Origin of the sequence: Metabacillus fastidiosus NBRC 101226 (assembly GCF_001591625.1) — a bacterium.
Taxonomy (GTDB): Bacteria; Bacillota; Bacilli; order Bacillales; family Bacillaceae; genus Metabacillus; species Metabacillus fastidiosus.
Window position 1 is genome coordinate 48,362 of the sequence record NZ_BCVG01000004.1, and the last position, 13,276, is coordinate 61,637.

General features: G+C 35.8%; 15 protein-coding genes. 4 read left to right on the forward strand and 11 right to left on the reverse strand.

From position 1 onward, the window contains the following. Positions 1 to 60 precede the first annotated feature (60 nt). Entirely contained in the window at positions 61 to 636 is a 576-nt protein-coding gene (locus BFA01S_RS01985) for a hypothetical protein (RefSeq protein ID WP_066225179.1), read from the forward strand. A gap of 55 nt (positions 637 to 691) precedes the next feature. Here the strand turns inward: BFA01S_RS01985 and zur are convergent, their stop codons facing one another. The 3 genes from zur to BFA01S_RS02000 are packed head-to-tail and all read right to left on the reverse strand — an operon-like array spanning position 692 to position 2,762. Further along, positions 692 to 1,102, reverse strand: a complete 411-nt coding sequence (gene zur, locus BFA01S_RS01990; RefSeq protein WP_066225183.1) for a zinc uptake transcriptional repressor Zur — start codon at positions 1,100 to 1,102, stop codon at positions 692 to 694. 47 nt (positions 1,103 to 1,149) lie between these two features. Beyond that, positions 1,150 to 1,986, reverse strand: a complete 837-nt coding sequence (locus tag BFA01S_RS01995; protein ID WP_066225184.1) for a metal ABC transporter permease — start codon at positions 1,984 to 1,986, stop codon at positions 1,150 to 1,152. A gap of 14 nt (positions 1,987 to 2,000) precedes the next feature. Further along, entirely contained in the window at positions 2,001 to 2,762 is a 762-nt protein-coding gene (locus BFA01S_RS02000) for a metal ABC transporter ATP-binding protein (protein WP_066225187.1), read from the reverse strand. 178 nt (positions 2,763 to 2,940) lie between these two features. On the opposite strand from BFA01S_RS02000, the gene BFA01S_RS02005 reads away from it, so the two are divergent. Further along, on the forward strand, positions 2,941 to 3,195 hold the full coding sequence (locus tag BFA01S_RS02005; RefSeq protein WP_066225189.1) for a DUF2624 domain-containing protein: 255 nt from the start codon (positions 2,941 to 2,943) through the stop codon (positions 3,193 to 3,195). A 60-nt stretch (positions 3,196 to 3,255) separates the two neighbouring features. Here the strand turns inward: BFA01S_RS02005 and BFA01S_RS02010 are convergent, their stop codons facing one another. Both BFA01S_RS02010 and BFA01S_RS02015 read right to left on the reverse strand, forming a co-directional pair. Continuing rightward, entirely contained in the window at positions 3,256 to 4,149 is an 894-nt protein-coding gene (locus BFA01S_RS02010; protein WP_066225190.1) for a deoxyribonuclease IV, read from the reverse strand. A 21-nt stretch (positions 4,150 to 4,170) separates the two neighbouring features. Further along, positions 4,171 to 5,484, reverse strand: coding sequence for a DEAD/DEAH box helicase (locus BFA01S_RS02015; protein WP_066225192.1), 1,314 nt, complete (start codon positions 5,482 to 5,484; stop codon positions 4,171 to 4,173). Positions 5,485 to 5,919: 435 nt separating this feature from the next. Between BFA01S_RS02015 and BFA01S_RS02020 the strand changes: the two genes are divergently transcribed. Both BFA01S_RS02020 and BFA01S_RS02025 read left to right on the forward strand, forming a co-directional pair. Further along, positions 5,920 to 6,573: a YqfQ family protein gene (locus BFA01S_RS02020; RefSeq protein ID WP_066225194.1), complete on the forward strand. Its 654-nt coding sequence runs from the start codon at positions 5,920 to 5,922 to the stop codon at positions 6,571 to 6,573. Between the two features lie 110 nt (positions 6,574 to 6,683). Further along, positions 6,684 to 7,628, forward strand: a complete 945-nt coding sequence (locus BFA01S_RS02025; protein WP_066225196.1) for a 4-hydroxy-3-methylbut-2-enyl diphosphate reductase — start codon at positions 6,684 to 6,686, stop codon at positions 7,626 to 7,628. A gap of 20 nt (positions 7,629 to 7,648) precedes the next feature. On the opposite strand, the gene BFA01S_RS02030 is transcribed toward BFA01S_RS02025, so the two are convergent. From BFA01S_RS02030 to rpoD, 6 genes are all read right to left on the reverse strand, one after another. Continuing rightward, positions 7,649 to 8,770 (reverse strand): Nif3-like dinuclear metal center hexameric protein, encoded by a 1,122-nt coding sequence (locus BFA01S_RS02030; RefSeq protein ID WP_066225198.1) that lies wholly within the window; start codon positions 8,768 to 8,770, stop codon positions 7,649 to 7,651. Further along, a complete protein-coding gene (locus tag BFA01S_RS02035) occupies positions 8,763 to 9,479 on the reverse strand; it encodes a tRNA (adenine(22)-N(1))-methyltransferase (RefSeq protein ID WP_066225200.1) in 717 nt (238 codons plus the stop codon). Before BFA01S_RS02035 ends, BFA01S_RS02030 begins: the two co-directional genes overlap by 8 nt. A gap of 114 nt (positions 9,480 to 9,593) precedes the next feature. Continuing rightward, positions 9,594 to 9,959 carry a cytochrome c550 gene (gene cccA / locus BFA01S_RS02040; RefSeq protein WP_066225202.1) on the reverse strand — a complete coding sequence of 122 codons (366 nt, stop codon included), beginning with the start codon at positions 9,957 to 9,959 and terminating at the stop codon, positions 9,594 to 9,596. A gap of 174 nt (positions 9,960 to 10,133) precedes the next feature. Further along, positions 10,134 to 11,273 carry an acyl-CoA dehydrogenase family protein gene (locus BFA01S_RS02045; protein WP_066225203.1) on the reverse strand — a complete coding sequence of 380 codons (1,140 nt, stop codon included), beginning with the start codon at positions 11,271 to 11,273 and terminating at the stop codon, positions 10,134 to 10,136. A 68-nt stretch (positions 11,274 to 11,341) separates the two neighbouring features. Beyond that, a complete protein-coding gene (locus tag BFA01S_RS02050) occupies positions 11,342 to 11,866 on the reverse strand; it encodes a hypothetical protein (RefSeq protein ID WP_066225205.1) in 525 nt (174 codons plus the stop codon). A 207-nt stretch (positions 11,867 to 12,073) separates the two neighbouring features. Then, positions 12,074 to 13,186, reverse strand: a complete 1,113-nt coding sequence (rpoD, locus tag BFA01S_RS02055) for an RNA polymerase sigma factor RpoD (protein WP_066225207.1) — start codon at positions 13,184 to 13,186, stop codon at positions 12,074 to 12,076. Positions 13,187 to 13,276 lie beyond the last annotated feature (90 nt).

A 13,276-nucleotide genomic window follows, 5' to 3' on the forward strand; every position in this document is an offset into this window, starting at 1 on the left:
TTTTGACAAAACCGTTATGGTAAACTAATGTTTAGATATACTTCGAAGGAGCGAACACTTATGTTAAGATTAGGAATTGATATTGACGGTACTGTTACATCACCAGATGCTTTCGTTCCATACTTAAATAAATCTTTTGGAAAAAAGCTTACACTGGATGATATAGTGGAATACGATTTAACAAAAGTTTTGAATATTACTGAACTGGATTTCTGGAAATGGATGGATGATAATGAGCCTATTATTTATCGTGAAGCCCCATTAGCTCAATATGCGAAGGCTGTGCTTGATGAATGGAAGCAGCAACATCAGCTTATTTTCATAAGTGCAAGGCGCAAGCATTTGCATGAAATTACGAATAATTGGTTCCTTCAAAATGAAATTAATTATGATCATATTGAGCTTGTAGGCAACCATGATAAATTAGCTGCAGTAAAAAAGCATGAAATATCTGTTTTCTTTGAAGATAAACATGATAATGCCTGCATGATTAGTGAGGAACATAACATTCCTGTTATTTTATTTAATACTCCATATAACCAAGATCCTGTTCCTAAAAACGTTATCCGTGCTAATAACTGGCTTGAAGCAAAACAATGGGTAAATCATTGGTACAGCACACCGCAAACCGTGTAAGTAAAAAGGCTTGTAAAATCCATATAGATTTTACAAGCCTTTTTTAAATTGAATATTATACACAGCCAGGACATGTTCCATATATTTCGAACTTATGCCCGCTAATATCATAACCAGCTAAATCCTCATTTAATTTTTCCATTGGACATAATCCAATTTCTTTCGTCTTACCGCATTTTAAACAAATAAAATGATGGTGATGATGCCCCGCATCGCAAGTATAACGAAAATGCTTTTCCCCCGATAGTTCAGTCGTTTCAAAAATACCGAGATCGGCAAAAAGAGATAAGTTTCGGTAAATCGTATCGAAACTAAGACCAGGGTAATTTTCCTTTAACGCCTCTAAAACATCCTTTGCTGTCAAATATTTATCTGAATCAGCAAATAATTGCAGCATTTCTTCCCTCTTACTCGTATATTTATATCCTTTATCTTTTAACAAGTCTAAAGCTTCTTGAACATTCATAAATCTCTACTCCTTTTAGCTATAGGCAAGTCTGCATATTGACAAAATTAATGTGCTCTTTTAAATTTTGTCGCTATTATTGTAATAATGAGAATTAGAACAGATAGGACAACGATCGTGCCTCCTGGTGCTAAATCCAAGTAATATGCTAAGTATAAACCAATGATAACAGATAGTTCACCGAATAGTACAGAGAAGAATATCGTTTGCTTAAATCCTTTTGCAATACGAATACTTGCTGCAACAGGCAATGTCATAAGTGAAGAGACAAGTAAGATTCCTACAATTCTCATCGAAGATGCGATAACTAGTGCGACTGTCAATATAAAAATAAGATGCAGCCATTTCGCCTTAATTCCCGATGCCTTTGCATGCTCTTCATCAAATGAAAGAAGAAATAATTCTTTATACAATAAAAAAATAACAGCTAGCACAAACAATGCAATAAGAACGATTACCCACATATCCGTTCTTGTAACCGCACTGACACTGCCGAATAAATAACTGAATAAATCAGTATTAAAACCATCAGCAAGCGAAATAAAAATAACACTTATTCCAACCCCGCTTGATAAAATAATTGGAATGGCAAGTTCCTGATAATGTTTATAAACAGTTCGAAGCTTCTCAATAAGTACAGCACCAGTTACAGAAAACCCCATACCTAAGTAAACTGGATTCAAACCTGAAAAACCGCTGAATTTCTTTTCTAATAAAAGACTTGCTGCTATACCTGCAAGTGTGACATGGCTTAAAGCATCAGCGATTAAAGATAATCTTCTTACGACGACGTATACACCTAATAATGGTGCGATTAAACCTATAATTACTCCTGATATAAATGCATTTTGTAAAAATTCATATTGAAAAATATTACTTAACATATAAAGCCTCCATATTAATGGGCATGATCATGTGTTAATAATTGCAGCGAATGCCCATAAAACTCAGCAAGTTCATGATCTTTTGTTAATTCAAATTGTTCGGAATTCCCATGAAAATGTAAATGTTTATTTAAACAGGCAACATGGGTTACTTTATCTGTAATTGTACCGATATCATGTGTAACTAAAATAAGTGTTATATTCAATTTATCATTTAATTCTTTTAATAAATCATAAAACTGCTGAACCGTTTTTGCATCGACACCGACTGTAGGTTCATCTAAAATCAATAATTTAGGATCGCTGACGAGTGCACGGGCTATAAAGACACGTTGCTGCTGTCCCCCTGACAGCTCCCCTATATTCCGCTTTGAAAAATCACTCATTCCAACAGCAGCGATCGCCTTGTATACTTTCTCTTTGTCTTCTTTTCCCAAAAATTTAAAAAGGCCAAGCTTAGAAGTTAATCCACTTGACACGACTTCAAAAACCGATGCTGGAAAGCCAGTATTAAAGCTATTTGCTTTCTGTGACACAAAACCTATTTCATGCCAATTTTTAAACTCATTTATCGGAGTTCCAAATAAACGGATTTCACCTGATTTTGACTTTAATAATCCAAGTACACATTTTAATAATGTTGTTTTCCCAGAGCCATTAGGTCCAACCAGTCCTAGAAAAGAACCTTCTTCAACAATTAAATCAATATGTTCAAGCACAGTTTGATGTTCATATGTGAAAGATAAATTATTAATTTCAATAATTGGCCGCTTCAACTTAGTTCACCCTTTCACAAAATTAAGAATCATTACGATTTATTTCTCATCTTTCATTACATTATAACATAAGAATTATATATGAGGTTCATTTGATTGTAAAGAAATTCTTTCATCTGCTTATTTTGCACCTTTTCTCATATAATTCATAGACTGCCTAAGAAAGGAGGTAACAAATGTGAATTTCCTTAAAAAAATGATTAATCAGAAGGTAAATAACTTAACTGCCGACGAATTACTTCAATTAGCAAAAAAACACCGCATTTCTATTAGTCGTCCACAAGCAAATGAGATAGTTAAATTAATTAATGGGCAAAATATTGATATTTATAATGACGAGGAACGGGCTAACTTACTTAAACAAATTGCAGGGATTACTTCTGTTAAAACAGCACAGGAAGTAAACAAAATTTTCCTCCAATTCATAAGGTAAACTAATTATTACTTAATGAGAGGATGTCCATATTGTTTCAAGACATCCTCTTCCTATTATTTAAGCATTTAAGATCTTCTCAAGCACATCACTGTCAAATTGTTTTTCCTTCAGCATATTAATTTCAAATTTATATGGAGGTTTTTTATCTTTTTTATCCTCTCCAACAAAGGGCGTTTCTAAAATCTTCGGAACGCTCATTAGTTGTGGATGGTGAACAATTTTACTAAGAGCTTCAAAACCAATATGACCAAAACCGATATTTTCATGACGGTCCTTACTTGCACCACATGGATTTTTACTATCATTGATATGCAGAACCTTAATCCTGTCAATGCCAACTATTTTGTCAAATTCGTTTAAAACTCCATCAAAATCATTAATAATATCATAGCCTGCATCATGTATATGACATGTATCAAAACAAACAGATAAATGCTCGTTATACGTTACACCATCAATAATTTGTGCAAGCTCTTCAAATGACCGCCCACATTCTGAGCCTTTTCCAGCCATTGTTTCCAAGGCAATTTGGACATTCTGCTCTTTCTCGATCACTTCATTTAAACCTTCAATAATTTTTTTAATACCAGTTTCAGCACCTGCACCTACATGCGCACCGGGATGAAGTACAATTTGTCTTGCACCAAGCGCTTCTGTTCTTGCGATTTCAGAACGAAGAAAATCTACACCTAATTCAAATGTAGCCGGATTTGTCGTATTTGCTATATTAATAATATACGGAGCGTGAACGATGATTTCTTCAATTCCATGCTCTTTCATATGAACAAATCCTGCTTCTATGTTTAATTCTTCTATTTTCTTTCTTCTCGTATTTTGTGGTGCACCTGTATAAATCATAAATGTATTTGCACCATATGAGACCGCTTCTTCACTTGAGCCTAAAAGCATTTTCTTCCCGCTCATTGAAACATGTGATCCGATTTTTAACATCTTACCCTTTCCCTTCTACTTCTACTTCCCTTTTCTGTTTAAACGTCTCTGTCTTTTCTTAAATTGCTCCATCTCTTGACTCATTTTCTTTTTATAGCCTGGTTTTACCTTCTTAGGCTTTTGAACGATACTCTTTGCTGCTTTATCTACTTCATTTTCTTGTCTTTTACGTTTATGGCGTCGATTTCTATCTTCAAGCTCACGCCATTCTCCCTTAACAAGATCCATGTTAACAAACTCGATGCCCATTTTCTCTAATTTCACTAAAGCATCATCATCAGATGGGTCATATAAAGTTGCTGCAATTCCTGAGCTGCCTGCCCTTGCTGTTCTGCCGACACGGTGAATATAAAATTCAAGCTCTGTCGTTGGAATTTCATAATTAATGATGTGGCTTACACCTTCAATATCTATACCCCTTGCTGCCAAGTCAGTTGCAACGACATATTGGTACTCTAGATTACTAATTTGGGTCATCATCTTCCTACGTTCCCTCGGTGATAAGTCACCATGTATACGACCAACTTTCAACCCTTTACCAGCTAAAGCAGCTGCAACTTCTTCTGCACGCTTTTTTGTATTTGTAAAAACAATAGCTAAATACGGATTATAAGAAAGCAGCATTTCGTATACTAATTGACTTTTATCACGATGTCTTGCAGGAACTAATACATGCTTAATATTAGGTGCTGTCGCTTGATTTGGTGCAACATGTGTAAATTTCGGATTTTCTAAATATTTTTTTAAAAAAGGTTTTAATTTTTCAGGTATAGTTGCTGAGAAAACAAGCATTTGCAGTTTTTCAGGCATATGGCTTGCAATACCGTCTACTTCTTTAATAAATCCCATATCTAACATTAAATCAGCTTCATCAACTACTAATGCCTTCGCAGTATTAACAAATAGAGCTTGTTCTTTTACAAGATCATTCACTCTTCCCGGTGTTCCAACAACGATTTGTGGCTGAGATTTTAATTTTTCAATGGCACGCTGCTTGTCTGTTCCTCCGATAAAACATTTAACAGAAATTCCTTCAACATCACTAGTGAGTTTAAGTGCTTCTTTATAAATTTGTGTCGCTAATTCACGGGTCGGCGCAGTAATAACAATTTGGACATTTTGCATTTCAGGGTTGAGATTATTTATTAAAGGAATAAGATACGCATGCGTTTTACCAGTACCAGTTTGTGATTGTCCAATTGCACTTTCTCCTCTTTTAATACTCGGTATAAGTCTTTCTTGAATTTCAGTCGGTTCAAAAAATTGCAGCTCATTCTTAATTGCATCTATAATAAACGGCTTCAAATCAAATCTTTCAAATTTTGTATGTTCCATCCAATTAACTCCTTCATTATAACTAAAATAACGATCTACTGTCAGTTCATCATAACATTATAGCCTAAAAGGAAAGAAACTAAAAGAAAACATTCCTAATCCCCCTTTCTCCACCATAAGTGGAAAAAGGATCCTAAATTCAAAATTCATCCGGCACTTAACGAGCAGTAAGACTCCCATATGAAGATTCTGTAGAAGACAAAAAAGATAAATGGGAAATCAACTGCTCGTAAAGGTGCGAATAATAGAACAATACTAAATTCTCCGCTTCACGCGAGCAACGTATGTGTGACCTGCAGAATGCGGGCCTCAACTAACTATCAGTAGAGGATGAGAAAAACCCCACTGAGAGAAGTTTCACTTTAGAAAAACACTTTTTAACGATTCCCGCATAATTTGTATGTAGATAGATGCTCTTATGAAAGGAGGGCTATAATGTTTCAGCAAAGACCTATGCCACCTATGAATAACTCACGCTTCTTTCCGCCTGGGAGACAAATGCCGATGCGGGGTCAGCCATTCGGCAGACAGATGCCATTTCAGCCGGTACAGTCTCCCCGAAGCGGTGGAGGGTTAAAGGGGATTTTATCTCGTATCCTTCCAGGAAATAAAGGAATGCCAGGTGGAAACACAATGTTTGGAGCACAAGAAGTTTCAAATGCTGTAAATGCCAGTCAAGGATTAAAAGGAATAGCAAACCCCGCAAATATTTCTAATATACTTGGCAACGTTCAAAGAGTATTAGGGATGGCACAACAAGTAACACCGATTGTTCAACAATACGGTCCGCTCGTAAAAAATTTACCAGCAATGTGGAAGATTTACCGTGAACTGCAAAACAATGATGATGAAACAGAAAATAGTAACGAATCGGACAATACTTCGAATGATGATGAAACAAAAGATAGTAAAGAATCAGCCATTACTTCAAATAATGATGAAGAAAAAAGCGAATTTTCCAGTGATACAGAAACAGATGAAAATAATACAATGGAGCTTGAAACCTCAGAAGACGCCATCGAAAAAGAAATAGAATATGTGCAGCCTCCCGTTAAAAAAGGAAGATCTACACCTAAAATGTATATATAACTTCTTTGTAATATTTCTTTTTCTTAGATATAATAGGGAAAGAGATTATTAGAATCAAAAGCCGGATAACGGCTTTTTTCATTGTCATCTCTTAAGGAGGAGAAGATGGAATGGAAGTTATTAAGATTGCACCCCGCGGTTACTGCTATGGAGTTGTTGATGCAATGGTGATCGCAAAAAATGCTGCTTTAGATAAAACATTGCCGAGACCAATTTATATACTTGGCATGATTGTTCATAATAAACATGTAACAGATGCATTTGAAGAAGAAGGAATTATAACACTGGATGGAAGCAATCGTTTAGAAATCCTGGAAAAAGTGGAGTCCGGAACAGTCGTCTTTACAGCCCACGGTGTTTCACCTGAGGTCCGTAAATTAGCGAAAGAAAAAGGACTTGTTACACTTGATGCAACATGCCCTGATGTAACAAAAACACATGATTTAATTAGAGAAAAAGAAGCTGAAGGCTATGAAATTATTTACATCGGAAAAAGAGGACATCCTGAGCCTGAAGGTGCAGTAGGCGTAGCTCCTCATATCGTTCATCTTGTGGAGACAGTGGAGGATGTAAATAAACTTTCTATTAATAGCGAGAAAATCATCGTTACAAATCAAACAACGATGAGTCAATGGGATGTTGCTGACATAATGGAAACGGTAGCTCAAAAATATCCGCATGTGGAAGTTCATCGTGAAATTTGTCTTGCAACACAGGTTCGTCAGGAAGCAGTTGCTGAACAGGCACCAGAAGCAGATTTAACAATTGTTGTCGGCGATCCAAAAAGCAATAACTCTAACCGTCTTGCGCAAGTTTCTGAGCAAATCGCTGATACAACAGCATATCGTATTTCAGATGTAACCGAGCTTAAATTAGAATGGTTGAAAGGTGTAAAAACTGTAGCTGTAACAGCCGGTGCTTCAACACCTACACCAATTACAAAAGAAGTTATTAATTTCTTGGAACAATTTGATGAAAACGATGAATCAACATGGGAAAGAAAGCGCAGCGTCCCGCTAAATAAAATTTTACCTAAAGTAAAAACAAAAGGGTGACCTAAGTCACCCTTTTGTTTTTAAATAAATGTAAATGGATTCGTATTTACTTCTGATTGAATAATATTTACTTCATAATTCTTTTCAGTAACGAGTACCGACATTTTATCTGCTACACCTTTTATCATCACTTTTTCAGCATGATGACCAGGATCTACTACATTTAATCCAAGCATCATTGCATCATGAGCAACATGGAAATAAAGATCTCCCGTCACATAAACATCTGCACCTTGAAATTTTGCTTGTTGAATATACTTATTCCCATCACCGCCTAAAACAGCTACTTTACGGATGACTGAATCTTTCTTTCCTACAACTCTTACCCTCTCTACTTCCAATGCAGTTTTTACAAATTCAGCAAATTCATGAAGAGTCATTTCCCGCTCTAATTTTCCAATTCTCCCAAGCCCGAGCTGTTCTCCATCTTGTGCTAAATGGTAAAGATCATATGCAACCTCTTCATATGGATGTGCCTTTTTCATTGCCGAAATAACTTGGCGCTCCAGCTCTTTAGGAAAGATAGTTTCCAGCCTTACCTCATCGACATATTCCACTTTTCCAACTTGTCCAATATGCGGATTCGTTCCCTCAAGCGGAAGAAAACTGCCTTCTCCAGCAGTTGCAAACGTACAATGACTGTAATTTCCTATATGACCTGCCCCTGCATTTCCCAATGCTTCTCTCACAGCATTTTCATCATCTTTTGGAACGAATACAACAAGCTTCACAAGCTGCTTATTCATCGTTGGTACAAGGACTTTCGTATCTGTCAGTTTTAACGCTTGTGCTAATAAATCATTTACCCCACCATGTGTCACATCTAAATTTGTATGTGCTGCATAAAGAGCAATATCATGCTTTATACATTTCTCAATCATTTTCCCATAGGTTGTATCCGTTATAAGATTTTTTATCGGCCGGAAAATAGGTGGATGATGAGCAATAATCAAATCAATCTTTTTCTCGATTGCTTCATCTATCACTTCATCTAAAATATCTAAAGTAATCATAATATTGTAGATTTTTTTATTTAATGTTCCTACTTGTAATCCGATCTTATCACCTTCAAGCGCGTAGCTCTTTGGCGAAAATTGTTCAAATAACTGAATAATCTCATGACCATTGGGTATTTTACTCATTGTCTAAAACCTCCTCAATAAGCTGAATTTTACGCTCCAATTCTTTTTGTTTTACTCGTTTTTCCCTTGTAGCTGCTGCTGCATTTAATTGTTGAACAATTTTTTTCCAATGTTCACATTCTAAGCTCCATTTTTTCTTGAAAACATCATTTTTCTCTTCCATTAAAAATGGTCCTGTTAAAATAGCAGCATCTATATTTTTATTTATATAAGGCTTATTTACTTCTCCGCGCTCTGCTACCAGTATTTCATAAATTTTATCATCTTCTTCTATGATTTGTTCACTAATTAGTTCCCACTCATTTTCCATAAGCCACATTCGGACAAAATCGGCATGAATATTCGGCTGTAAAATAAGCCTGCTTACCCCTTCTAGCTTTTCCTTGCCATCATCAAGTATTTTACTAATTAATCCGCCGCCCATCCCTGCAATCGTTATACAATCAACTTCATTTGGCTCAATAACTTCTAAGCCATCACCTTTTCTCACTTCAATGGAAGCAGATAACTCATTTTTTATAACTTGATTTTTCGCTGACTGAAAAGGACCTTCCGTAATCTCTCCGGCAATTGCTGTTTTCGCTAATCCTTTAATAACCGCATAGCAAGGCAAATATGCGTGATCAGACCCGATATCAGCAAAAGAAGAATCTTTTATAAGATAGCCTGCAACTGTTTCTAATCGTTTTGATAAATGTAGTTCATTCATCTGTTTCACCAACTTTATTTAAAATAGAAAAAGTCCTTCATATAAAAAGGACTTTTACAACAAAATATGACTTCTCTAACTAATTGAAGAGGTCATATTCTTATGATATAACAATTATTTAAGTTTTGATACCCAATCTGCCATTTCGTCAATTTTCTCATCTGGTACTAAACCAGGAGGCATTGTTCCTCTACCATTTTTCAGAGTATCTTTAATTTCATCCAGACTTACTTTTTCACCGATTCCAGTAAGTTGAGGACCTACTCCACCTTCATAGTTTTGACCATGGCAGCTTATACAGCTTTGCTGATAAATTTCTTCTGGTGAAGCGTTTGCAACATCTGCCGTTTTTTCTTCTCCTTCTCCACCGCTGGCTAAGTTCTTATGATCACCGATTCCTTTAAAAGAGAATACAAACATAAGAATGATGCCTAGTACTGCAATAATCGCAAATGGAATTAATGGATTTCGACTACTCATTATGTAACCCTCCCTTATGTAAATATGCTTATAAGTACATTTTAGTAAACAATTTCTATTTTACTTTATATTTGCCAGAAGTAAAAGACCTATCTACTAACTTACCCACTATGTTCACCATTTAGACAAAAAGACTTCACCATTTAAGGTGAAGTAGATAATTATATTGACTTTTTAACACCCTATCATTTTAGCAATGACAGATCGTTGAATTTCACTCGTCCCCTCACCAATTTCAAGGAGCTTCGCATCTCTCATATATCTTTCCACATGATAGTCTTTCATATACCCGTATCCACCATGAATTTGAACCGCTTCCCTTGTTACTTCCATACATATTTCAGAAGCATAAAGCTTACACATGGAAGCTTCTTTTGTAAAACGTTTTCCCCTATCTTTTAGCCATGCAGCTTTATATACCATATTACGTGCCAATTCAATTTTCAACGCCATATCAGCGAGTTTAAACTGGATACTTTGAAAATTGGATAGCCTCTTCCCGAACTGCTCTCTCTCTTTTGCATAGTCTAGCGCTTTTTCATATGCTGCTTGGGCAATTCCTACTGCCATAGCTCCAATCCCAATTCTTCCGCCATCAAGTGTGATTAAAAATTGTTTAAATCCTTTTCCCTTTCCACCGAGTAAATTTCCCCTGGAAACTTTCACATCCTCTAATACAAGCTCAGTTGTATTGGAAGCATGGAGACCCATCTTATCATAGCTATTTAATATTTTGAATCCTTCTGCGTCCGTTGGCACAATGATTGCACTAATTTCCTTTTCTCCATTTTTCTTATTAGTAATAGCAGTTAATGGAAGAAATTTAGCATATGAGGCATTCGTTATGAAACATTTCGTTCCATTAATGAGAAAATACTCTCCTTCTTCTTTCGCTTCAGTCACCGTCCCTCCTGCATCCGAGCCTGCATTTGGCTCCGTGAGACCAAATGCACCTAATGACTCACCAGTACAGATTTGTGTTAAATAAAGCTCCTTCTGCTGCTCTGTACCGAATAGAGCGATCGGTGCACCTCCTAGTGATATATGGGCTGAATAAGTAATTCCTGTAGAGCCGCATGCACGGCTTAATTCTTCAACTACAATGGCAAAACTGATCGTGTCCGCTGCACCACCACCATATTTTTCTTCAAAAGGAAGACCAAGTATTCCAAGTTTGCCCAGCTCTTTAAAAATATCCTTTGGAAATTTTCGAAGTTGATCCCTTTCAAGTGCTCCAGGGGCTACTTCCTCTTCAGCAAATTCCCGAATTGTCTTTTGAATCAGCTTTTGCTCCTCACTTAATTCAAAATTCATCAGTTCTCCCCCTTTAAACCGAAGCTTGCTTATATCTTATTATTAAAAGGAAGAGAGTATATCTTTTTTCAAAAGAAATAGACAAATAATAAAGATAAAAAGCCGATTATACCACTTATAAGCAAATAAATAAGCCTCAGCTTTCTGCTTAAATAAATCCATAGGCAGCAGTTTGCAAATATTGTTAAGCTTAAGAATAATTTATTTCCACCTGTCATATATTCAACGACATCAATTGTTAAAATTAATAATAAAATAGCAGAGACACTTAAGGATAAATGAATAGTCCTATTGTTTTTATAGAAAAAAGCCGTAATAATTAATGAGAAAATAAGGAAAATTGATACGATAAGCATTTGCAAAATAAAAGAGAATTCAGTAAAATAAGTGACAATAAGTGTTAAAGGTAAAAATAATGCAATAATGAATGGAAGAATATGATTAAAAGAGAACTTTTTCCTATATTTACTTTGTTCAACATTACCTTCCGTGTATAATGCTAATAAGAAATCACAATATGTATGGGGAAGCATTTTATTTCGTTTCCAATGAAGAATTTCTTCAATAATGATTGTCTTTTTTTCTTTATTCATAACGATCCGCCTTCTTCTTTGATACTATTAGTTTAAAAATAATTACAGCGATTGTAAACTATAGTTTTTTGTTAGCGCTATCATAGAAAAGCGGAAGGGACTGTTCAGACCCGACAAGCATAAATAAAAGACCCAGTCTACAATAGTTAGAAAGTATTAGCAACAAAATAAAAAAGACAGACTAATGTCTGCCTTTTAGAAAATGGCCTATTCTAAGAAATCTTTCAATCGTTTACTACGGCTTGGATGTCGAAGCTTTCTTAATGCCTTTGCTTCGATTTGACGGATACGTTCACGGGTAACACCGAAAACTTTACCTACTTCTTCAAGTGTCCTTGTTCTTCCGTCATCAAGGCCGAAACGAAGTCTTAATACATTTTCTTCACGATCTGTTAAAGTATCTAATACGTCCTCTAATTGTTCTTTTAAGAGTTCGTATGCAGCATGTTCTGATGGTGAAGTAGCTTCCTGGTCTTCAATAAAATCTCCTAGGTGGGAGTCATCTTCTTCCCCGATTGGAGTTTCTAATGAAACTGGCTCTTGAGCAATTTTTAATATTTCTCTTACTTTATCAGGAGTAAGCTCCATATCCTCACCAATCTCTTCAGGAGTTGGTTCGCGGCCTAAATCTTGAAGTAATTGACGTTGGACACGGATTAATTTATTAATCGTTTCAACCATGTGAACAGGTATACGGATCGTTCTAGCCTGATCTGCAATTGCACGTGTAATTGCTTGGCGTATCCACCAAGTAGCATACGTACTGAATTTAAATCCTTTACGGTAATCAAATTTCTCAACAGCTTTCATTAATCCCATATTACCTTCTTGAATAAGATCAAGAAACAGCATTCCACGGCCTACATAACGTTTGGCGATACTGACAACGAGACGGAGGTTTGCTTCAGCGAGTCTCCGTTTAGCCTCTTCATCGCCTTCTTCGATTCGTTCTGCTAATTCAATCTCTTCATTAGCAGATAATAAGTCAACGCGACCTATTTCTTTTAAGTACATTCTTACCGGGTCGTTTATTTTTACACCAGGAGGAACGCTTAAATCGTTTAAATCGAACTCTTCTTCTTTTTCTAATGTTTGAATGTTAGGATCCTCAATTTCCTCATTTTCATTAATTAGTTCAATACCTTGTTCTCCAAGAAATTCATAATACTCATCCATTTGGTCTGATTCAATTTCGAAATTAGACATACGTTCTGCTATTTCTTCATATGTCAAAACCCCACGCTTTTTACCGGCTTCGGTTAATTGCTCTTTTACCTGGTCAATCGTTACTTCTGTTTCATGGGTTTGTTTATCAGCCATTGGATCCCCTCCTTCCAACCTATCAGATATGAAGATAAGGTTCGGATTACTATAGGTCATATTTAATAATTATCCCAAATTCCACCTAAT